General features: G+C 33.0%; 20 protein-coding genes, 1 tRNA gene and 2 pseudogenes. 9 read left to right on the top strand and 14 right to left on the bottom strand.

Features of this window, described 5'->3' with window-relative positions; translation table 11 throughout:
• Nucleotides 1-96: 96 nt before the first annotated feature.
• The 4 genes from EVJ46_02475 to glgP all read left to right on the top strand — a co-directional run bounded on the left by EVJ46_02475 (nt 97) and on the right by glgP (nt 5,056).
• Nucleotides 97-927, top strand: a complete 831-nt coding sequence (locus EVJ46_02475) for a 2-oxoacid:ferredoxin oxidoreductase subunit beta (GenBank protein RZD17115.1) — start codon at nt 97-99, stop codon at nt 925-927.
• Nucleotides 928-941: 14 nt separating this feature from the next.
• Nucleotides 942-1,493: a 2-oxoacid:ferredoxin oxidoreductase subunit gamma gene (locus EVJ46_02480; GenBank protein RZD17116.1), complete on the top strand. Its 552-nt coding sequence runs from the start codon at nt 942-944 to the stop codon at nt 1,491-1,493.
• 33 nt (nt 1,494-1,526) lie between these two features.
• Nucleotides 1,527-1,943 carry a nucleoside-diphosphate kinase gene (locus tag EVJ46_02485; protein ID RZD17117.1) on the top strand — a complete coding sequence of 139 codons (417 nt, stop codon included), beginning with the start codon at nt 1,527-1,529 and terminating at the stop codon, nt 1,941-1,943.
• Nucleotides 1,944-2,548: 605 nt separating this feature from the next.
• Nucleotides 2,549-5,056 carry an alpha-glucan family phosphorylase gene (gene glgP / locus EVJ46_02490; GenBank protein RZD17118.1) on the top strand — a complete coding sequence of 836 codons (2,508 nt, stop codon included), beginning with the start codon at nt 2,549-2,551 and terminating at the stop codon, nt 5,054-5,056.
• A 322-nt stretch (nt 5,057-5,378) separates the two neighbouring features.
• Here glgP and EVJ46_02495 read toward each other — a convergent pair whose 3' ends face one another.
• On the bottom strand, nt 5,379-5,816 hold the full coding sequence (locus tag EVJ46_02495) for an Hsp20/alpha crystallin family protein (protein ID RZD17119.1): 438 nt from the start codon (nt 5,814-5,816) through the stop codon (nt 5,379-5,381).
• Between the two features lie 387 nt (nt 5,817-6,203).
• On the opposite strand from EVJ46_02495, the gene EVJ46_02500 reads away from it, so the two are divergent.
• Nucleotides 6,204-6,725, top strand: coding sequence for a hypothetical protein (locus EVJ46_02500; GenBank protein RZD17120.1), 522 nt, complete (start codon nt 6,204-6,206; stop codon nt 6,723-6,725).
• Nucleotides 6,726-6,962: 237 nt separating this feature from the next.
• Here EVJ46_02500 and EVJ46_02505 read toward each other — a convergent pair whose 3' ends face one another.
• The 5 genes and pseudogenes from EVJ46_02505 to EVJ46_02525 all read right to left on the bottom strand — a co-directional run bounded on the left by EVJ46_02505 (nt 6,963) and on the right by EVJ46_02525 (nt 8,804).
• Complete coding sequence (locus EVJ46_02505; GenBank protein RZD17121.1) at nt 6,963-7,208, bottom strand: hypothetical protein; 246 nt, start codon at nt 7,206-7,208, stop codon at nt 6,963-6,965.
• The gene (locus EVJ46_02510; GenBank protein RZD17122.1) at nt 7,172-7,459 is read right to left on the bottom strand and encodes a hypothetical protein; all 288 of its coding nucleotides are present in this window, start codon (nt 7,457-7,459) and stop codon (nt 7,172-7,174) included. Before EVJ46_02510 ends, EVJ46_02505 begins: the two co-directional genes overlap by 37 nt.
• Nucleotides 7,456-7,830 carry a nucleotidyltransferase domain-containing protein gene (locus tag EVJ46_02515; protein RZD17123.1) on the bottom strand — a complete coding sequence of 125 codons (375 nt, stop codon included), beginning with the start codon at nt 7,828-7,830 and terminating at the stop codon, nt 7,456-7,458. The genes EVJ46_02510 and EVJ46_02515 overlap by 4 nt, the downstream gene beginning before the upstream one ends.
• Before the next feature lie 466 nt (nt 7,831-8,296).
• The gene (locus EVJ46_02520) at nt 8,297-8,554 is read right to left on the bottom strand and encodes a CopG family transcriptional regulator (GenBank protein RZD17124.1); all 258 of its coding nucleotides are present in this window, start codon (nt 8,552-8,554) and stop codon (nt 8,297-8,299) included.
• Nucleotides 8,532-8,804 (bottom strand): annotated as a pseudogene (locus EVJ46_02525) (BrnT family toxin). Before EVJ46_02525 ends, EVJ46_02520 begins: the two are co-directional and overlap by 23 nt.
• A 104-nt stretch (nt 8,805-8,908) precedes the next feature.
• Between EVJ46_02525 and EVJ46_02530 the strand changes: the two are divergent.
• Entirely contained in the window at nt 8,909-9,100 is a 192-nt protein-coding gene (locus tag EVJ46_02530; GenBank protein ID RZD17125.1) for a hypothetical protein, read from the top strand.
• 151 nt (nt 9,101-9,251) lie between these two features.
• Here the strand turns inward: EVJ46_02530 and EVJ46_02535 are convergent, their stop codons facing one another.
• Nucleotides 9,252-10,097: a LysR family transcriptional regulator gene (locus EVJ46_02535; GenBank protein ID RZD17126.1), complete on the bottom strand. Its 846-nt coding sequence runs from the start codon at nt 10,095-10,097 to the stop codon at nt 9,252-9,254.
• 264 nt (nt 10,098-10,361) lie between these two features.
• Here EVJ46_02535 and EVJ46_02540 point away from each other — a divergent pair, with 264 nt between their 5' ends.
• Nucleotides 10,362-10,907 (top strand): cysteine hydrolase, encoded by a 546-nt coding sequence (locus tag EVJ46_02540; GenBank protein ID RZD17127.1) that lies wholly within the window; start codon nt 10,362-10,364, stop codon nt 10,905-10,907.
• A gap of 56 nt (nt 10,908-10,963) precedes the next feature.
• Complete coding sequence (locus tag EVJ46_02545) at nt 10,964-11,881, top strand: DMT family transporter (protein RZD17128.1); 918 nt, start codon at nt 10,964-10,966, stop codon at nt 11,879-11,881.
• 104 nt (nt 11,882-11,985) lie between these two features.
• On the opposite strand, the gene EVJ46_02550 is transcribed toward EVJ46_02545, so the two are convergent.
• From EVJ46_02550 to EVJ46_02580, 7 genes and pseudogenes are all read right to left on the bottom strand, one after another.
• Nucleotides 11,986-12,282: a hypothetical protein gene (locus EVJ46_02550; GenBank protein ID RZD17129.1), complete on the bottom strand. Its 297-nt coding sequence runs from the start codon at nt 12,280-12,282 to the stop codon at nt 11,986-11,988.
• A 65-nt stretch (nt 12,283-12,347) separates the two neighbouring features.
• Nucleotides 12,348-12,440: pseudogene (locus EVJ46_02555) on the bottom strand (type II toxin-antitoxin system PemK/MazF family toxin).
• Nucleotides 12,425-12,619 (bottom strand): DUF2281 domain-containing protein, encoded by a 195-nt coding sequence (locus tag EVJ46_02560; protein RZD17130.1) that lies wholly within the window; start codon nt 12,617-12,619, stop codon nt 12,425-12,427. Before EVJ46_02560 ends, EVJ46_02555 begins: the two are co-directional and overlap by 16 nt.
• A 276-nt stretch (nt 12,620-12,895) precedes the next feature.
• A tRNA-Gln gene (locus tag EVJ46_02565) sits at nt 12,896-12,969 on the bottom strand.
• A gap of 357 nt (nt 12,970-13,326) precedes the next feature.
• On the bottom strand, nt 13,327-13,773 hold the full coding sequence (locus EVJ46_02570; protein ID RZD17131.1) for a hypothetical protein: 447 nt from the start codon (nt 13,771-13,773) through the stop codon (nt 13,327-13,329).
• A gap of 34 nt (nt 13,774-13,807) precedes the next feature.
• Nucleotides 13,808-14,851, bottom strand: a complete 1,044-nt coding sequence (gene amrS / locus EVJ46_02575) for an AmmeMemoRadiSam system radical SAM enzyme (GenBank protein RZD17132.1) — start codon at nt 14,849-14,851, stop codon at nt 13,808-13,810.
• A gap of 178 nt (nt 14,852-15,029) precedes the next feature.
• Nucleotides 15,030-17,009 carry a GGDEF domain-containing protein gene (locus EVJ46_02580; GenBank protein RZD17133.1) on the bottom strand — a complete coding sequence of 660 codons (1,980 nt, stop codon included), beginning with the start codon at nt 17,007-17,009 and terminating at the stop codon, nt 15,030-15,032.
• A gap of 524 nt (nt 17,010-17,533) precedes the next feature.
• On the opposite strand from EVJ46_02580, the gene EVJ46_02585 reads away from it, so the two are divergent.
• A complete protein-coding gene (locus EVJ46_02585) occupies nt 17,534-18,427 on the top strand; it encodes an IclR family transcriptional regulator (GenBank protein ID RZD17451.1) in 894 nt (297 codons plus the stop codon).
• Nucleotides 18,428-18,444: the final 17 nt, after the last annotated feature.

Genomic DNA, 18,444 nt, shown 5'->3' on the forward strand with positions numbered 1-18,444 from the left:
CAATTTTTTTATTTAAATCTATACTGTTATATTTAATAAATATAAGTCATTTTATTCATTTTTAATTTTATTCAATTTATTGTTAAGGAGGTTAATATGCCTAAAACTAAGACAAAATTTGATTACGATAAATATTTAAGAAAAAACACTCTTCCTCATATATGGTGCCCAGGATGCGGAGACGGAATAATACTAAAATCTCTTTTAAGAGCCATAGACGGGCTTCAGTATAAGAAAGACGACATAGTTATAACATCGGGGATCGGCTGCGCTTCAAGGCTTCCTGGGTATGTTGATTTTAATACTATTCATACAACGCATGGAAGAGCCCTGACATTTGCAATCGGAATGAAAATGTACAAACCGAGATTAAAGGTTATTACCATTTCAGGCGACGGGGACGCACTTGCAATAGGCGGAAATCATTTTATCCATGCCGCAAGAAGGAACATAGATATAACTCTTATTGTATTTAATAATTATACTTATGGGATGACAGGCGGACAGGCTTCTCCTACTCAGCCTTACGGATCTTATGCTACTACTACTCCTTACGGAAGCGTCGAACCGCCTTTCGACACATGCGAACTTGCAAAAGCAGCCGGCGCTACATGGGTTGCAAGATCGACTTCCTATCATGCCGTTCAGCTTGAAAAACTTATAGCAGACGCTATGACTCATAAGGGTTTTTCCGTACTGGACGTTATAACTAACTGTCATATATCATACGGAAGAAGAAACAAAATGAAGTCTCCGGTTGAAATGGTTAAATATCAAAAAGAAAAAGCCGTTCCGAACAGGTCTGCTCAAAATATGACGGCGGAAGAACTCACGGGAAGATTTAAAACAGGTCTTATCTATGAAAAAAAAGACTCTTTAGAATTTGCTGAAGAAAATTATAAAAAATTAGCATTACTTAAACAATAATAAGGAGAAGGCAAATGGATAATATAACTGAAATAAGATTTGCCGGTTCGGGAGGACAGGGATTAATACTGGCAGGAATAATTTTAGCCGAAGCCGCAGCAATTTATGAAGATAAAAATGCCGTTCAAACTCAGAATTACGGTCCTGAAGCCAGAGGGGGCGCATCTAAGTCGGAAGTTCTGATATCTACCGGACCTATTGCTTATCCTAAAGCAATTTCGATAGATTATATGGTTGCATTAACACAGGTCTCATTTTCTAAATATTCCGGAGATTTAAAAGATACGGGCACAATAATAACGGATAAGGAACTCGTGACCGACTTTTCAAAAGCGAAAGGTAAACTTTACGTTTTAGATATGGAAAAATCGGCGAGGGAAGAGCTTGGTAAACTGTTGGGGCTTAATGTTATAGCTCTCGGTGCTCTGGTCGAAATATCAGGTATCGTATCTAAAGATTCCATTGAAAAAGCACTTATGAAAAGAGTGCCTAAAGGATTTGAAGATTATAATAAAAAAGCGCTGGAAATTGGTTTTAGATTGGGAAGCGAAGCAAAGAAAAATTAAAAAATAAAAAAATTTATAAAATTCGGAGAGTAAATGCTTGAACAAACTTTATCAATAATTAAACCCGACGGTGTAGCAAAAAATATAACCGGCAGCATTATTCAGTTGTTTGAAAATAATGGATTTGAAATTAAGGCAATAAAAAAAACAATACTTACAAAAAAAGACGCAGAAAGTTTTTACTATGTGCATAAAGAAAGACCTTTTTTTAAAAGTTTAGTCGATTTTATGACGGAAGGTCCTATAGTTCCTATGGTTTTATTCAGAGAAAATGCTATTTTGAAAAATCGTGAGATTATGGGCGCGACTAACCCTGCAGATGCAGCGGAAGGTACAATCAGAAAAATGTACGCCGAAAGCATTGAAAGAAATATAGTTCATGGGTCTGATTCATCTGAATCAGCAAAATTTGAAATCTCATTTTTCTTTAATTATTTTGAAATAATTTAGGCTGTAATTTTATTTATTTATTTATTTCATTTATATTTCTATTTCTATTTCTATTTTTTAACCTTAATCCTGCAATAGAAAGTTATTACGGAAAAGGTGTCTGACACCTTTTCCGATATTATTGACTTATTGCAGCTGCCGCAATTTTATAATTTATAGGTGTCTGACACCTTTTCCTAACAAAAAAATAAAATCTGACACCTTTTACCACCTTTTCCTTAAATTCTGCTTAACCGAGCAAAAAAATGCATAAATATTTTCTATTGCATGATTAAGATTTTAATTTTACTATTTAAATTTTATTATTTAACTGATAAAATTGATTTTTTATTCTAATTTTTTATTATAAAATAGAATTATAAAATAAATACATATTGAATTATTTAAGATTATCGGTTATTCTATAATAAGTATAATAGAATAAAAATACGATACGGCAGCTCAATAAAGCGTTAAGTTTTTTTCGAGATTTATTAATTTATAGGTTTATTGACTTATTGCAGCTGCCGCGATTTTATAAATTTATCTTTATATATAATTATTAATAAAATAATAGAAACATTAATTAATTTATTAATTTTTGTTTAATTTTATGGAGAAACCGAATGCTTCAACATTTTTCTACGAGGATATTGCCTTCAGGATTAGAATTTTTAGCTGAATTATCTTTCGACCTCAGATGGACATATAATCATAAAGCCGATGAACTTTTTAAGACCCTTGACCCATACCTCTGGGAACTGACCCATAATCCGTATCTTATAATACAGACAGTTTCGTTAGACCATTTAAACAATCTTGCCAAAGATAAAACATTTATAACTAATCTTAATAATATCAGAGAAGAATGGAAGAATTTCGACTCCTCTTCCACCTGGTTTGCAAAAAATTATCCCGATACAAAAATTAAAAATATTGCGTATTTCAGCATGGAATTCGGAATAGACGAGTCTTTGCCTTTATATGCAGGTGGACTTGGAATTCTGGCAGGAGATTATCTTAAAACGGCTGAGGATTTGGGTGTTCCTGTAATCGGAGTAGGATTATTATATCAAAAGGGCTATTTTCATCAGATTGTTGACAGTACGGGGATGCAAAACGAAGTATACCCTTATAATGATCCTCATTCTTTGCCGATTGCACCGTTAAGGGACAAATCCGGCGAATGGCTTAGAATTACTATTACTCTTCCTGAAAGAGTGATAACCCTCAGAGTGTGGTTTGCCAAAATAGGCAATACTCAACTGTTTTTTTTAGATTCAAACGACCCTGTTAATTTACCGATAGACAGAGGTATAACCGGAGATTTATACGAAGCCGGTAAGGAAATTAGACTGATTCAGGAAATGATACTCGGCATAGGCGGCTTTAAACTTTTAAAAAGTTTAAAAATAGACTTTAATCTGTGCCATATGAATGAAGGTCATGCTGCCTTCGTAGTACTGGAAAGGATTTACGACTGGATGATAAGTAATAATTGCGGCAATTTTTATGAAGCTTTGACTTCAACAAGAGCCGGAAATATATTTACGACTCATACTCCTATTGCCGCCGGGTTTGACCTGTTTGACCCTTCGCTCATAAGACATTATTTATCGCATTATATTACAAGATGCAATATAAGCGTTGAAGATTTTGTCAACCTCGGACAAAAAACACCAGGCAAAAATTTAGACGAACCTTTTAATATGGCGTATTTAGCAATAAGGGGAAGCAACTTTGTAAATGCTGTAAGCAAAATACATCAGGATGTCAGCAAAGATTTATTTTCCCATTTGTTTGACAGATGGCCGCTGGAAGAAATTCCCGTTGAGTATATTACAAACGGTGTGCATACGCCGACGTGGATTTCTGAAGAATCCGATAAATTTTGGATGAAATATTGCGACGGGCTGCCTGAACACGAAAAATTTTCATATGAAAATTCTAAATTTGCTTTAAAAGTTTCTGATTCGGACATATGGGATTTTGAAATGAAAAACAGGCTTTACATGATTAATGAGATTCAAAAACATATGAATAAAATGCAGGTATGCTGCAATTTGACGCAAAGAGCTGTTTTCCTTGACCCTAATGCGTTATATATCGGGCTTGCCCGCAGATTCACGGAATATAAAAGATTAAATTTGCTTCTTAACGATAAGAACAGATTAAAAAAGATTTTAACCAATCCTAACTACCCTGTCAGAATACTGATAGGCGGTAAAGCACACCCAAGCGATATGAAAGGGAAAGAATACATTAAAGAATGGATTGAATTTGCATCTGACCCGGAATTAAACGACAAAGTATTCTTCTTGCTAGATTACGATATGGATATCGCGCAAAAACTTACCGGCGGAATTGACATCTGGCTAAATTGCATGGAAAGACCATTAGAGGCAAGCGGTACCAGCGGAATGAAGATTTTATCCAACGGAGGTCTTAATTGTTCTATCTTAGACGGCTGGTGGGGTGAAGCATATAACGAAAACGTAGGCTGGGCAATAGGAAATAAATCTGACAAAGTTCAATATTTTAATGATGACAGACAGGACGCACAATCTCTTTATAATTTGCTTGAGAACGATATAATACCTGAGTTTTTCAATAGAGATAAAGACGGTATTCCGGTAGCATGGGTACAAAAAATTAAACAGAGTATGACAACATTAACCCCTGCTTTTTCTACTTACAGAATGATGAAAGAATACATTGAAAAAGCATATATACCTATGTCGGAAAATTATGAAAACCGCAACGCAAATAATGGGCAAATTGCCCTTGAAATAGTAAATTGGAAAAATAAATTAAATAAAAATTGGGACGGAATACATTTTGCCAATCCGTCTTTCGAATCGAATAACTCCGTATATAACGTAAAATGCATGATATGGCTCGGCATAATAGAACCGGAGGCAATAAAAGTTCAACTATATACTATACTGAACGGAAAACCCAACATTACAGACATGAAAATAACTAAAAGCATACCCGGAGCTATTAACGGTTTTATCTATGAAGCCCAAGTCACCTCCGAAATTACGTCGGACAATTATACGCTAAGGGTAATACCTTACCATAAAGACGTTATAGTACCGCTTGAATTTGGAAGAATATTCTGGCAGAAATAAATCATGATAAAATAAAAAAAATGCTACTTCGGAATGGATTTTGAAAAATTTGAAAAATATTTCTGCAAATATAAATTCTGAAAAATCAGGACAAATATTTCTGCAAAATAAATCATGATAATAAAATGGCTGCTTCAGACCTTGACTTTTAAAAGCTTGAATAAACGCTATCAACGCTAAATAAGCTTAATATGCTTATAATTAAGCAGTAAAAAAGGTCTTCAGCAGCCAAAAACTCCACATAACTGCTGCAATTTAACGCAACAGATAACAGTACTCAACTAACCTGACAACACACCCAAAACTTGATAAAATAATAAACTTATTTTATCTCAATTTTAATCGGCTTAGCCGGTTTAACTTTCTTTAAAGCAACCTCTAAGATGCCGTCCTTCAAAACAGCCTCTGCAGATTCGCTTTCTACATCCGACGGCAGCTCAACACTTCTGTAAAAAGACCCGAATTGGATCTCCTTCCTATAATAATCTTCTTTTTTCTCTTCTTTTTCTTCTTTATGCTCCCCTTTTATAATCAGAACATTTTCATGCACTTCAAGTTTGACATCTTCCTTATTGACGCCTGGAATAGAAGCTTTCACGACAATCGAATCATCCTTTTCAATGACATCAACCGCCGGCTCCCCTATTCCGGGGTTCATACCCCAAAATCTCTTCATGCTTGAAGGCATAAACTCAGAGAACATCTTTTCAACATCATTTTTCATACTGTACACAGGATCCCACAATGAAATGTTTGCCATGACAAAAACACCTCCAATAAATGTAATTTAAACACCGCAATATAAATAAAAATTTATACAACTTAATACAACTTACAACAGTATCAACTTTCCACGTTCATAATAATTTAATACAACACGCTGTTTTTTTCGCTCTTTACTTTGAGTATATCTCAATTTTAAAAATTTTCAAGAGCATACAATAAATTTTTTCGAAATGGGAAAATATAAAAAGAATAAAAATAAGAAAAAGTATAATACATAATATATAATAATAAAGAAATAGTATCCGTTAAACAATTGACTAACTGTATTTTATATAATTAACCGCATGCTTCCGAAAGAACATGGGCTGACGCCTTTTTTGAAAATACGAAACGGATAGTTTATATATCCTTCGACTGAAATATGATTCGTTATCAATACAAAAAATCGCAAATACTTTTCGTAGGCATCAATCCCCATTTTGGGTCATACGATAAAGGCGTACCGTTTTCTAATAATAAAATGTTCTGGTATCTTCTTTCCGATGCCGGAATTATCAGGGAAAAAAGAAATGAACTAAGAGAGGACAACTCATTAAGATTATTTTATAAAACTAAGTTTAATAAATTCTATAAATTGGGGTTAGTAAATATTATTGACAGACCTACCCGTGATGTTTCTGAAATTCACACTGGCGAAGAATTGCCCGGTCGTAAAAAGATTTGTGCAATAATAAGAGAGCAGAAGCCTAAAATAGTCTGTTTTATCGGCAAAATAACTTATGAAAAATATATAAATTCAAAAGATTTTACATTTGGCTGGCAAAAAAAATCTATCGGAGAAACAAAATTCTATGTCATGCATTTTCCATTGAGAGGGGCGGCTGTCGTAAGAATTAATGAATTAAAGGAAATTGTGCAGGCAGCTAATTACAGCGTATTTTAGAAAACGTAACGGCGCATTATTTATTTGTTTATTCTCGAATAAGCACACTTTCATGCTCAAGCAATAATCGTTTACGTACTATTTCATTTTTAATATTTTCTATAAATTCTTATTCCAAATTCAGCTCTATTCTATTTTAGCTAATTGTGTTTTATTTCATCGTCAAGCCTCTTCTATTCCTTCATTTGCTTCGATAGTTCCGCCGTCAGCCGTTTTATTAATATCTAAAAATGAAAATTACTCACCGTTATTATTTGCAGAAATTTTTAGATTTTGCAAGTATATCGATACTGCTTCTATTTCGTTATTTATTTTCGTTAAGGCATTCGGCAGCTTTTTTACCAGAATTTCTATCTTTTCGGGATGAATTTTATAAGAATAAATATTCAGCACAATATGTCTAAAACCGAGATAATCTTCCAGAATATTTTTAGTTTCCTCTGAAATTACAGGCGGTCTAACACCTGGAATTTCGGATGCCATCTGCATAATAACTCATGATGCCAATTTGATCCTGCCGGCATCGATTCATCGATACCGGACGCTATTTTTTGAAATATTCTTTCTAATCCGGTATAAAAACTATGAATATTAAAAGCAACAGCGTCTATGTAGTATTCATCACCACTGGTTTTTGCTTTGTCCCATTCTTTTAAAATTCTATCGGCTACCCTGTTTAATTCGATTAATTCGGAATTTAAACGTCCGGCTATAACTGCGGCTTTTTTATTCATATCTCAATACCGTCCCGTTTTATGCTGTCTAATAAACTATCGGAGGCGTCTTTGGCGTCTACTAAATCCACTTTAAATTTTTTACTAAATCCTGAGGCAAAGGTTACCGCCTTAAAAAAATCATCATAGGGAATTCCCCGCACCGCTATATCAATATCCGAACCTTCGATAAATTCCATGGTGGCTAACGAACCAAATAAAACGACCTTTTTTGCGTTAAAATTTTTTCTTAACCCGTTTGCTATTTCTTTGGCAACATTTTTAGCTTCAGTTTCTAAAATTTCTATTTGCTCAGGCTTAGGATGAAATTTATAGCCGAATGGATTATATGCACTTAATTCCTGAAATGTTAAAGAAAAAAAAGTTTTCATTATACTAATATTAATATTAATAAAAAATATTTATACGATTTACCTTAAATTATTATAATTATATCATAATTTTATATAATATTTGAAAATATGATATAATCCAAAAGAATTGATATAATTAATAACAATAAGCATCAATAAGCATATTATTAAAAAGGGTTAAAAGAAAAATCCAAGTCCGAAGGCTGTCCAGTTAAAGTCAAATTTATCTCGATAATCCTACGATAGACAATCTTCTCGGTGTTTTGCCGGTTCCGGAGTCGGATGTTGCGGAAGGCAGGCTCGAAACTCCACGGTTTTACGATGCTCTCAGGATGCTTTTGCAAGTCGCGGAAGTAGATTGTTTTATGCCTGGATGCCCGCCTGAGCCTAAGCAGATTTAGAAAGCTATCGAACTCATTATTTCGGGCGCCGCTCTGCCGTCCTAAAAAATCAAACCTGCCCCGCTTTTAATTTTACGCAAATATTACTGAACACCTTTTTCCTGTTTAACTCTTTCGTAAAGCCATATTTTGACTAATGCACCCCTATCTACGCCTATTTTCATTCTTATATCGTCTATTTCTTGAACTAAAGATGCCGATACATCTATTGTAAGGCGGACTTTTTTGCCTCCGCGTGTTATAGCGGACTTAGAAATGTCGATAAGGTCGGTAATGTCTTCTCCTTCGTCGAAACGGCGGTCGAATTCTTCTGTGGTTTTAGCTAAAATATTTTTCTTCATATAGTTTTACATCTTTTTTTCTTGAACGTCTTGCGGAAATAATTCTTATAGCATCTCCTCTGATTGTAAAAATGACGGTCCATAATTTTCCCTTAAGTTTTCCTGTGTTAATAAATCTATTTTCTATGGGATACGGGGCTATAATTTCAACACGGTTTTCATCTAAAAATATATTTTTTGCGGTTTCAAAATCAATGCCTTGTTTACTTTTATTTGCGTTGCTTTTAGACTCGTCCTATTCAAAATTCATAATATCATTTTTACATATTTTATACAAATATGCAACAATATCTGTGTATAATTATATTATATAAAAATTAAAAATGAATGTAAAATCTTACGGAAAATCAAATTTTGTCGTATAATACGCACAATCCGTCTTTAAACAGGACATCCATTGGGATTTCTATTTTTTCTCGACCTCCGTGCTTGAACAATCGGAAGAATTTTTTAGAAATGGTCGAAAATCATAAATCTAAAAATAATAGAAAAGTCGCCGTCATTAAAATAAAAATAAATAAAATTATCGGAAAAGAAAGACCGTAGTATAATTGCCGGCTTGGCGAATATGAAAGCGTGTATGCATATGCGGCCAAACGAGAATATCGGCTTGTATTTGTCATTGCAAGAAATAATCAAAATATTGTGTACTGAGTTTTTTAGCTATAGAGTTTTTTCAGTTAACGAATATAATTATTCATTTAAGTTCTTCCGCTATTTTTAAAAAATTGGATAAGGCTTTTGTCATCAGAGTATCCCTCCTTTTTATAAATACCGTCGTCATTTTGCCTCTGCCGTCCGAAAGCGGTATTATTTTTAAGTTTTTGTATCCTTTTTCTTTTACGACTGAGAGCGGCAGCATAGTTACCCCCATTCCTGCGGAAACGCAGGCAAGTATAGCTTCGATAGAACCAAATTCAAATATCTTATAAGAAAATATGCCGCAACCTTCATAAAATTTTTCAAGCCTTCTTCTGTAAGCACATCCCTTTTTAAAAACCACTATATTTTTATCCGCTAAATCATCAACTTGTTCATTTGAAAGTATTACAAGTTCTTCTTCGAATACGGAATGCTCTTCTATATCTGGATGTTCTACCGGACCCCCGACGAAGGCTCCTTCTAGTTCATAGCTTAAGACTTTTAAAAGCAATTCTTCCGTTGAACCGCTTACAAGTTTTAAAGAGGACATTGGAAAATTTTTATTGTAGGTTATAAGGATAGGCGGCAATTTCACGGCGGCGACGGTTTCCATAAAACCGACGGCAATGCCGGCATCGTCGCCTGATGTTTCTTTTACCGCTTTTTCTGCCTCTTTTTCGATATTAACTATCTTTTCAGCAAATGAGAACAATATTTTACCCGCAGGGGTTAAAACAATTCTTCTTCCAGTTCTGTAGAAAAGAGGTACTCCAAGCTCTTCTTCAAGCTGTTTTATTCTTGCCGAAACGTTCGACTGGACATAGTTAAGCTTAGCCGCAGCCTTTGTAATACTTTCTTCTTTCGCAGCCGCATAAAATATTTTTAAAATATTCAAATCCATATAATATTAGTTCATTATATATTATGTTTAAAATGTTTAATTATATTTTAACTATCATCATTAAAAATGATTAATAATATCAATAATAATCGTTTGTAATAGCAAAGTCAATAGTATATCCTATATTAAGTCCATATTTAAAATTAATATTTTAAGAATAGTTTTTAGATTTAATTTTACAAATTTATAAACATTTTAACAAAATCAATCAAATTAACAAATATGTTCATGATAATTACAGTGAACATTATACCAGGAGGGATTATGAAACGCGCTATAATCGTTATAGATGTCCAAAATGAATATTTTACCGGTAAACTGCCGGTATCGCACCCTTCAGGCAGTTTTAACAATATCCTTAGAATTATGGATGCTGCAATGGAAAATAAAATAGCTACGGCGATTATCCAAAATTCGGCAATATCTCCTGAATCCCCTGTTTTTAGAAAAGGAAGCTATGAATGGGAACTTCACCCTGAAATTGCAAAACGGCGCAGTGATATTTTAATAGAAAAAAACTTTCCCGACAGTTTTAAAGACACGATATTAGATAAATGGCTTAAGGACATAAACGCGGATACAGTTACGATAATCGGATATATGACCCAGAACTGCTGCGATTCTACGGCAAGGAGCGCATTTCACCGCGGTTACGGCGTGGAGTTTTTGTCAGACGCTACCGGAACTCTTTCAGTGTCAAATTATGCCGGTTCCGTTACTGCCGAAGAACTGCACAGGGCTATATTGGTAACTCAGGTGCGGTTTGGCAGGGTAATCGGAACGGATGAATGGCTCGCCAACTTAAAATAGCAGATTAACGATAGAAGACAAAATTATCGGAATTTATTATTGCAGCGAGGGTTTTTATGAATAGTTTAAAGTTTATTATATTGATTGTGTTATCCACTGCGCTGATGGGGTCGGCTTTTTCAGTAATTAAAATGGGTGACATGTATGCATCACCTTTAATGTTTGCTGCGATACGTTTCATTCTGGCTGGACTATTGCTGGCTTTCATTGTCGGATTTATGCGAATGCCTCATCCAAAACATCCAAGCGAATGGCTTTACGTTGCAGTGATTGGATTCTTTCAAACAACGGGTGTTTTCGGAGCTATTTTTTTGAGTTTGCGCACCATCACTGCGGGGGAATCCTCTATTTTAATATTTGTAAACCCTATATTAGTTGTTTTATTTAGTGCATTTATTGGCGTGCGGTATCGTTTGCTGCAGTGGATTGGGGTTATTGTCGGCTTTATCGGTGTAGTAATACTAATTGGATTTCACCCTTATTATCGAGTAGGCGTGTGGATAGCGCTATCTGGAGCGGTATTTTGGGCAATAACCACATTGTTGGTTAAGCGGGTGGCTAGTTTTATAAACATTTGGGTGCTTACCGCTTATCAAATGCTGATTGGAGGAATATTGCTGCTCTTTATCAGTGAAATTTTCGGGCATCCGTATGTGGTTTTTAATTTTTCATTTGCTTTAATTGTTCTTTGGCTTGCTATTATGAGTTCCATTGTGCAATTTGGAATCTGGTTTTATTTAATTCAGAAAAATAACCCAGGAAAGGTCAGTTCTTTTTTATTTTTAGTTCCGCTGTTCGGAGTTTTGTCTGGATTAATTTTATTAAGCGAACCAGTCAATTTGCAAATGATTATAGGCGGTTTTTTTATTTTGACAGGCATATTTCTTGTCAATAGACCTGAATCCCGCCGGATGTTACTAAAAAAAACAGAAATGGAAGAAAAAGCGGAAATGGAAACGGAAGGCAACCCTTAAATACATTGTTAAAATGCACTGATGTATAATGATATAGCAGGCTGCAATATTTATAGATTTATCAACTATATATTATAACAGTATTTTGCCAATTTTATTTTTGATTAATTAAATTTTTTTATGCTATAGCTTTTAATAAAATAATTAAATATAATAATTCTTTTTAGTATCATATTATAATAAATTTTATCTATTTCTGCCGAAATATAATGCCTATTGAATTGTTTAGCTAATAATATTTCATTGCCTGGACCTCCAAAATGAATTAAAACTATATCCTCTTCTTTTGTGAAAGCCTTTAGTAATTTTTCCGTTAATCCAACCGATATCTGACATGAATGTATTGTTTTATCTTTCGATACATTTTTTACTAAGTTGTAATATAACCATGAATATGGCATTCTGCCTTTTGAACCGTTTAATATATTTTGTTTAATTCTTTTTATATTATGCAATAAACAAATTTTGAAATTACTAGGGCGGGGCGTCTTTTAGCCTGGCTCAAATCGGAAAAAGGGAAAGGCACTACGACAATATCGCCTTTTACAAATTCTGCCATGCCTTATCTTCCTCCGGCTTCAGCCAGTCTTTTTTAAGAGAGGACTCGCTTAAAACGGAAGCTTCAAGTCTTTCCTGAACGGATTTTGTTTTCAAAAAATTCATAAAATCTAAAACCTCGTCAAGAAAAGGCTCCGGAAAATGCTCTATTTCATTTAAAAGTAATTCTTTAGTGCTCATAATCCACCTTTTATCAAGATACTGTATATAGTTTATATTATAAAAATACAAAAATCAAAGTTATAAATTCGCCCATAAAAAAGAAAATGGAATTTAGTTCCAAATTTGGACAACCAAGATTATGGCACTAAATAGCTATACCGCTTCGTCATCTGGGTTGTCCTGTGTCCCAACAACTCGCCTGGCTGGGGGGGAGAAGGATGACTCCCTTCGGTCGTGATCTGCTTGAACTACTGAATATTTCAAAACACAGTTAATTTTGAACAGTTTTTTGAATGGCTGGGGGAGAAGGATTCGAACCTCCGTAATGGGAGTCAGAGTCCCAGGTCCTGCCGCTAGACGATCCCCCAATTTTTTGGTGCGGATTGATTTGTTATTTATTTATTTTGATTTATTTATTGCTGCTGCCTTTCTTGCCTTTGCCTGTAGCATTTCATGTATCTTATATAATAATACGCTTTGTTTTTTATTAATTGCGTATTCCACATATCTAATACATATCTACGTTGCATTTTATGCATATTATATAATATACCGATGTAAATCGCAAGTTTTTATTGAACATAAACTTGTCAATTTTTTTGTTAAAATTTTATGTTCTATTTCTGCCCTGTATATTTATATTATTTATATTGTTGTCGACATATCAACTAATTGCCGTCTACTGTTTATTTTGCAATGTTTATTTTTCAATTATTATTTAATGTTTATTTTCCGAAATATTTAAAAATTCCCTTTTTGCTTTTTTTTATAATAGGCTTATAGCTTTCAAGATTGGCAATATCTTCAGGCTGCTCAATCGAAACTATAATCCACGGCGGAGGCGTAATAATAGAACAGCTGCTTCCTCCAGACATTTTAGGATGATATATTTTAATTGTGTCAGGATTGTCCGTGGTATGTACATAAAACCATCCGCAGACCTCGTCAAGAACTCTGATTTCATCAGAACGTTCTTTTAAAAAAATACCTGCTTCTTCCGCGCTAATCTCCACTGTCGGCTCATCAATCTGTGTATAATTATAATACCAATTTTTATTGGAATTTTTTACCTTTTCTACCAGAAAATCTATTTGTTCCCATTTTAATAATCCTGAAAAAGACAGCGTATCTATTTTCCATGTTTTACTATCCTTACTATTCTTGTTGTCCATATTATTATATTCAGAAAATTATATAAATAACAAATTATTTGAAAACACCAAATATTTTATAACCGCAAAATTTACATTTGCCTTCGGACGTTATATTATTTTCAATTATATTATAACCGCTCCTTTCAATCAATAGTTTTTTACAGGACGGACAATATGTATTCTCGAATTTTTCAGAAATTACATTGCCTATATAAATATAATTTAATCCGGCATTTTTGCCTATATCATAAGCATTAGCTAAACTTTTTTCATTGGTGATATGACCGTCTTTCATTTTATATAATGGGAAAAATCTTGAAATATGCCATGGAATATCTTTATTAATCGAATTAATAAAATCTGCTATTGATTTAATTTCTTCATCGTTATTATTATAATCATCAATTAATAATGTTGTTAATTCCAAATGAACACCCATCGCATAAAATTCTTTTATGGATTCCAAAACCGGTTTTAAAGTGCCGCCGCATACCCGCCTGTAACTCTCATCTTTAAAAAATTTAATATCAACATTTGCGGCATCGAGCAGACCTTTTGTTGCTTCTGCAGACTCGTGCGTATAATATCCGTTGGTTACAAAAATATTTTTCAATCCCGCCTTATGGGCAAGACGCATAGTTTCCAGACTGTAATCAAAAAACACCGCCGGGTCCGTATATGTATAAGAAATAGAAGAAGCACCTGCAGTTAAAGCTTTTTTTATAATTTCATCAGGCAAAGTTCTTTTCATATTTTTAAAATAATTTAAAAATTCGTCATAATTTTCATCCCTGTATGTTTGAGAAATATCTGCATTCTGACATCCAAGACATCTGAAGTTGCATCCGGGGGAAGCAATAGAATACGAAAAACTTCCGGGTAAAAAATGAAAAAGAGGTTTTTTTTCAATCGGGTCAGTACTTTCTGCGACAATTATTCCGTAATTTATTGAGTATAGGCTGCCCTCTTTATTTGTTATAGTCTTACACACTCCAAGTTTATTTTCTTTGATTTTACATCTGTGGGCACATATCAGGCACACGAGATAATCCGGTCCGTTTTTGAACAGACTTATCTTTCTTAAATTATCTTTCATAATTATTTCCCAAATTATTTCCCATAATTATAATAAGCAGCCGTCTATTAATATTTACAATCGTTTCTTATATCTGTTTCTTATATCTATTTATATATTTGTCTATATATTTATATTTGCCTATTATAATTGTCTATTATATTTGCCTATATTTATTAATTTCTATTGTTTTTTTATATCATATTACGACAGTATTTCTTCCCATTTCTTTTGCTTTATATAAATTTGCATCGGCAATTTTAAAAAGACCTTCAATTATCGATATATTTTCATCAGCGTAATTTTCGCCCTGTCCGTCATGTTCGATGTTTGCTTTATTATCTGACGCATTTTTATTCTTATTTTTTTTGCCGCCTTGTAACAATTGCACTTCCGTATTTATAGTATTTATAGCAGAGTCGACCGTATTTGTTTTATAGTTACCCTTTTTTCTTTCTGTATCGCCAATATCTGCTGTCTCAGGTGAAAAAGAAGAACCGCCTATGGAAACGGTCAAATTAATCTTAATATTCTCAATACTGTTAGGCATATAAACTTTATGAGCAACAAAATCATTAAACCTATTCAGAAGAACAGCTGCGTTATCTCTGTCGGTTTCCGGTAAAATAACGATAAATTCGTCGCCGCCGTACCGCGTAATCAGGTCCTGCTTTCTCATAAATAACTTCCGCAAATCATCTGCGAATTCTTTTAGTATGCTGTCCCCGATATAATGACCGTATGTATCGTTAATCTCTTTAAATTTATCTATGTCTATTATGCCAAAAGACAAAGGAGATTTATTTCTTATAGCCCTGCTTATTTCCATTTTGGCAAATTCGTACATAAATCTGCGGTTGTATATTCCGGTCAATGAGTCGGTAATCGCCAATTCTTTATTATATTCTATTAATATTAATTTAGCAAAAAAAGGAGCGGCTATATTAATTATTTCGGTAATTAGCCCCTGGATATTTTTTGAAAAAAAAGCATCGTAATCTGATTCTATGTTTACCGACCCGCTAATGCATCCCGATATATTGATAGGATAACAGTTATAACTTCCGTCGGTACCGTGAAATTCGCAATTATCAACAAAAGAGACCTCTTTTTTGTCGTTATTATTTAATACATTTTTTAATGCTGCGTTTTCAGTACCGCAAATATTTTCTCCTGATATTGTAAATTGTTCATCTGTTTCCCCAACTTCGGCAGATTCATCGGATTTGAATCTGTTGTAAACTTCAGCGCCGCCTTTATTATTATTTCCTGCATATGTATGAGGTTGACATTGTTTATTATTAACAATTATATCGTCACGGAACAGCTTACAATTCCCGACATACTCTTTATAATCTACAGGATGCGAAAATACAGGTTTTTTATCTCTTAAATATATCATAGAGGTCAACGTTTTTTTATGCAGCGAATCAAATATATTGATATGTATTGATTTTATTTTCTCTATTTTATTAGTTTTTATTGAAAATAAAGCTTCCGCAAATATTTTTAACGCATATTCTATACAATAAGCTAAAGACAAATTATATGCCAGATTATTTATCAGATTAAGTTTTTTATTTAATTTTTCTAACTTTAACGAACTATTTAATTTTTCATATAATTGCTGCATCTCATATGCAGCCGCAAACAAAGTCATAGCGTTTTTATAAAAATCTGCGTCATTTTTAAAAAAATTTTTATTTCTTTTGACAACGCCGCTGACTGCCAGAAATCTATTGCTGTTTGCGCCGTTAAAACTATATAATATTATATCCCTGACATCCATTTTTTTAAAAACTTCCGTTGCATATTCATCATTTTGATAGTTAAAAATTCCCAGAATATTTTCAGAGATTTTGATTTTAACAAATTTTGTAGGCTCAGGCGCAATAGAGCTGACTTTTATATTTTTATCCCAATTATCTGAAAAAACAGCGTTTTTAATTTTTTTGCTTATAACATCATAAATTATAAATTCAGTAAAATCTGTATCTAATAATTTATCTATTCCGTTCAGAATTTCTTTCCGTATAAATATTCCAAACCGGTTTTCTGTTTGACTATTGACTCCTGCGCCGCTGTAATTGCCGCTGTTAATTATCATATTCAATGTTTTTTCCGTTGCGTTAGTCAGCCATAATAATCTTTCATTATTTATTTCTTTATTGTTTTTCATAATCTTATCGGTATATATAATAATATATAAAAATATTTAAATTAATTTTAGATTATATAACGTTAAACTTTTATTTTAATTATATTATATAATATTTATTAAACTTATTTTATACTTAAATTATACAGCTTTTTTATTTTTTAGTTAAATTTTAATATAATTTATATTATACTTAACCTTATACAGCTTTTTTATTTTTTAGTTAAATTTTAATATAATTTATATTATAATTGAATGTATAAGTTTATCTTTTATAATATAATGTACAATATGCCGTTTATGCGAAATTGTAAAAATCTGTTTTATTTATAAATGACTAATGACGGACAGGTGTTTTTATCTTTGGCAAACATCGGCAAACCTCATACTCGGCATTATAAATTAAATATATGGTTTAAAGATAAAGATATAGTTAAATAATAGACAGTTAAATAATAGACTTGGAAATCAGTTGTTCAGTTTGTGTATAAATTTATAAATCAACTTATAAATAAATTAAAATTATGGATTACGAAGAGGACAAAATGGCTACGCCCGTAAAAGACATCAAAAAATCTAAAGAAACAATAAATCTTAAAGAAACAAAAGAAACAATTCACAAGGGGAAAAAAGACAAAACTAACTACATCATAAAAACAGTTTTAAACGCATTTGAACTGCTTGAAGCTTTTAAAGGCGATAAATCCGAACTTGGCGTCAGTGAATTAAGCAAGATATTAAAACTGCACAAAAATAAAATATTCAGGCTTCTTGCAACATTGGAATACAAAGGATACATAGAACAGGATCCGTTTACGGAAAATTACAGACTCGGGCTGAAAAGTCTTGAACTTGGACAATCTTTTATCCATCATCTCAGGCTGCTGAGCATCGCAGAACCTGTATTAAAAGCGCTTGTAAATAATGTTAAAGAATCCGCCTATGTGGGAGTAATAAGAGAAAAAAATGTTATATATTTAGATATAATCGAAGCAGACCAGGTTTTAAAAGTTGCTTCAAGGGTTGGAAATATGCTGCCTATATATGCGACTGCTATCGGTAAATGTCAGGTAGCATTTGAATCTAGGGATGCTATAGAAAAATTGCTGCCTTCAGAATTAAAGCCCTATACCAAAAATACTATAACAGATAAAAATAAATTATATGAAGAACTTGAAAAGGTTAAAAAGCAGGGTTATGCAGTAGATAACGAAGAATTAGACAGCGGTATCATATGTATAGGCGTTCCATTAAGAGACTATACAGATCATATAATAGGCGGCATATCTATTTCGGCGCCGCTGATAAGAACGACAAAAGAACGGTTGGACAACATAATTATTCCAATGACTCTTGCGGCAGCTAAAACGATATCGGCAAAACTCGGGTATGAAATCAAGAAAAAAATTGAAGAGAATAAAAATGACGAATCATTATGAAATTCATTAAATCATTA

Source organism: Candidatus Acididesulfobacter guangdongensis, assembly GCA_004195045.1.
GTDB lineage: Bacteria > SZUA-79 > SZUA-79 > Acidulodesulfobacterales > Acidulodesulfobacteraceae > Acididesulfobacter > Acididesulfobacter guangdongensis.

What these genes read in the sequence shown, in the direction of transcription:
- EVJ46_02475 (RZD17115.1), top strand. Translation starts at nt 97, where the DNA reads ATGCCTAAAACTAAGACAAAATTTGATTACGATAAATATTTAAGAAAA.
- EVJ46_02480 (RZD17116.1), top strand. Translation starts at nt 942, where the DNA reads ATGGATAATATAACTGAAATAAGATTTGCCGGTTCGGGAGGACAGGGA.
- EVJ46_02485 (RZD17117.1), top strand. Translation starts at nt 1,527, where the DNA reads ATGCTTGAACAAACTTTATCAATAATTAAACCCGACGGTGTAGCAAAA.
- glgP (RZD17118.1), top strand. Translation starts at nt 2,549, where the DNA reads ATGCTTCAACATTTTTCTACGAGGATATTGCCTTCAGGATTAGAATTT.
- EVJ46_02495 (RZD17119.1), bottom strand. Translation starts at nt 5,816, where the DNA reads ATGGCAAACATTTCATTGTGGGATCCTGTGTACAGTATGAAAAATGAT.
- EVJ46_02500 (RZD17120.1), top strand. Translation starts at nt 6,204, where the DNA reads ATGATTCGTTATCAATACAAAAAATCGCAAATACTTTTCGTAGGCATC.
- EVJ46_02505 (RZD17121.1), bottom strand. Translation starts at nt 7,208, where the DNA reads ATGGCATCCGAAATTCCAGGTGTTAGACCGCCTGTAATTTCAGAGGAA.
- EVJ46_02510 (RZD17122.1), bottom strand. Translation starts at nt 7,459, where the DNA reads ATGAATAAAAAAGCCGCAGTTATAGCCGGACGTTTAAATTCCGAATTA.
- EVJ46_02515 (RZD17123.1), bottom strand. Translation starts at nt 7,830, where the DNA reads ATGAAAACTTTTTTTTCTTTAACATTTCAGGAATTAAGTGCATATAAT.
- EVJ46_02520 (RZD17124.1), bottom strand. Translation starts at nt 8,554, where the DNA reads ATGAAGAAAAATATTTTAGCTAAAACCACAGAAGAATTCGACCGCCGT.
- EVJ46_02535 (RZD17126.1), bottom strand. Translation starts at nt 10,097, where the DNA reads ATGGATTTGAATATTTTAAAAATATTTTATGCGGCTGCGAAAGAAGAA.
- EVJ46_02540 (RZD17127.1), top strand. Translation starts at nt 10,362, where the DNA reads ATGAAACGCGCTATAATCGTTATAGATGTCCAAAATGAATATTTTACC.
- EVJ46_02545 (RZD17128.1), top strand. Translation starts at nt 10,964, where the DNA reads ATGAATAGTTTAAAGTTTATTATATTGATTGTGTTATCCACTGCGCTG.
- EVJ46_02550 (RZD17129.1), bottom strand. Translation starts at nt 12,282, where the DNA reads ATGCCATATTCATGGTTATATTACAACTTAGTAAAAAATGTATCGAAA.
- EVJ46_02560 (RZD17130.1), bottom strand. Translation starts at nt 12,619, where the DNA reads ATGAGCACTAAAGAATTACTTTTAAATGAAATAGAGCATTTTCCGGAG.
- EVJ46_02570 (RZD17131.1), bottom strand. Translation starts at nt 13,773, where the DNA reads ATGGACAACAAGAATAGTAAGGATAGTAAAACATGGAAAATAGATACG.
- amrS (RZD17132.1), bottom strand. Translation starts at nt 14,851, where the DNA reads ATGAAAGATAATTTAAGAAAGATAAGTCTGTTCAAAAACGGACCGGAT.
- EVJ46_02580 (RZD17133.1), bottom strand. Translation starts at nt 17,009, where the DNA reads ATGAAAAACAATAAAGAAATAAATAATGAAAGATTATTATGGCTGACT.
- EVJ46_02585 (RZD17451.1), top strand. Translation starts at nt 17,534, where the DNA reads ATGGCTACGCCCGTAAAAGACATCAAAAAATCTAAAGAAACAATAAAT.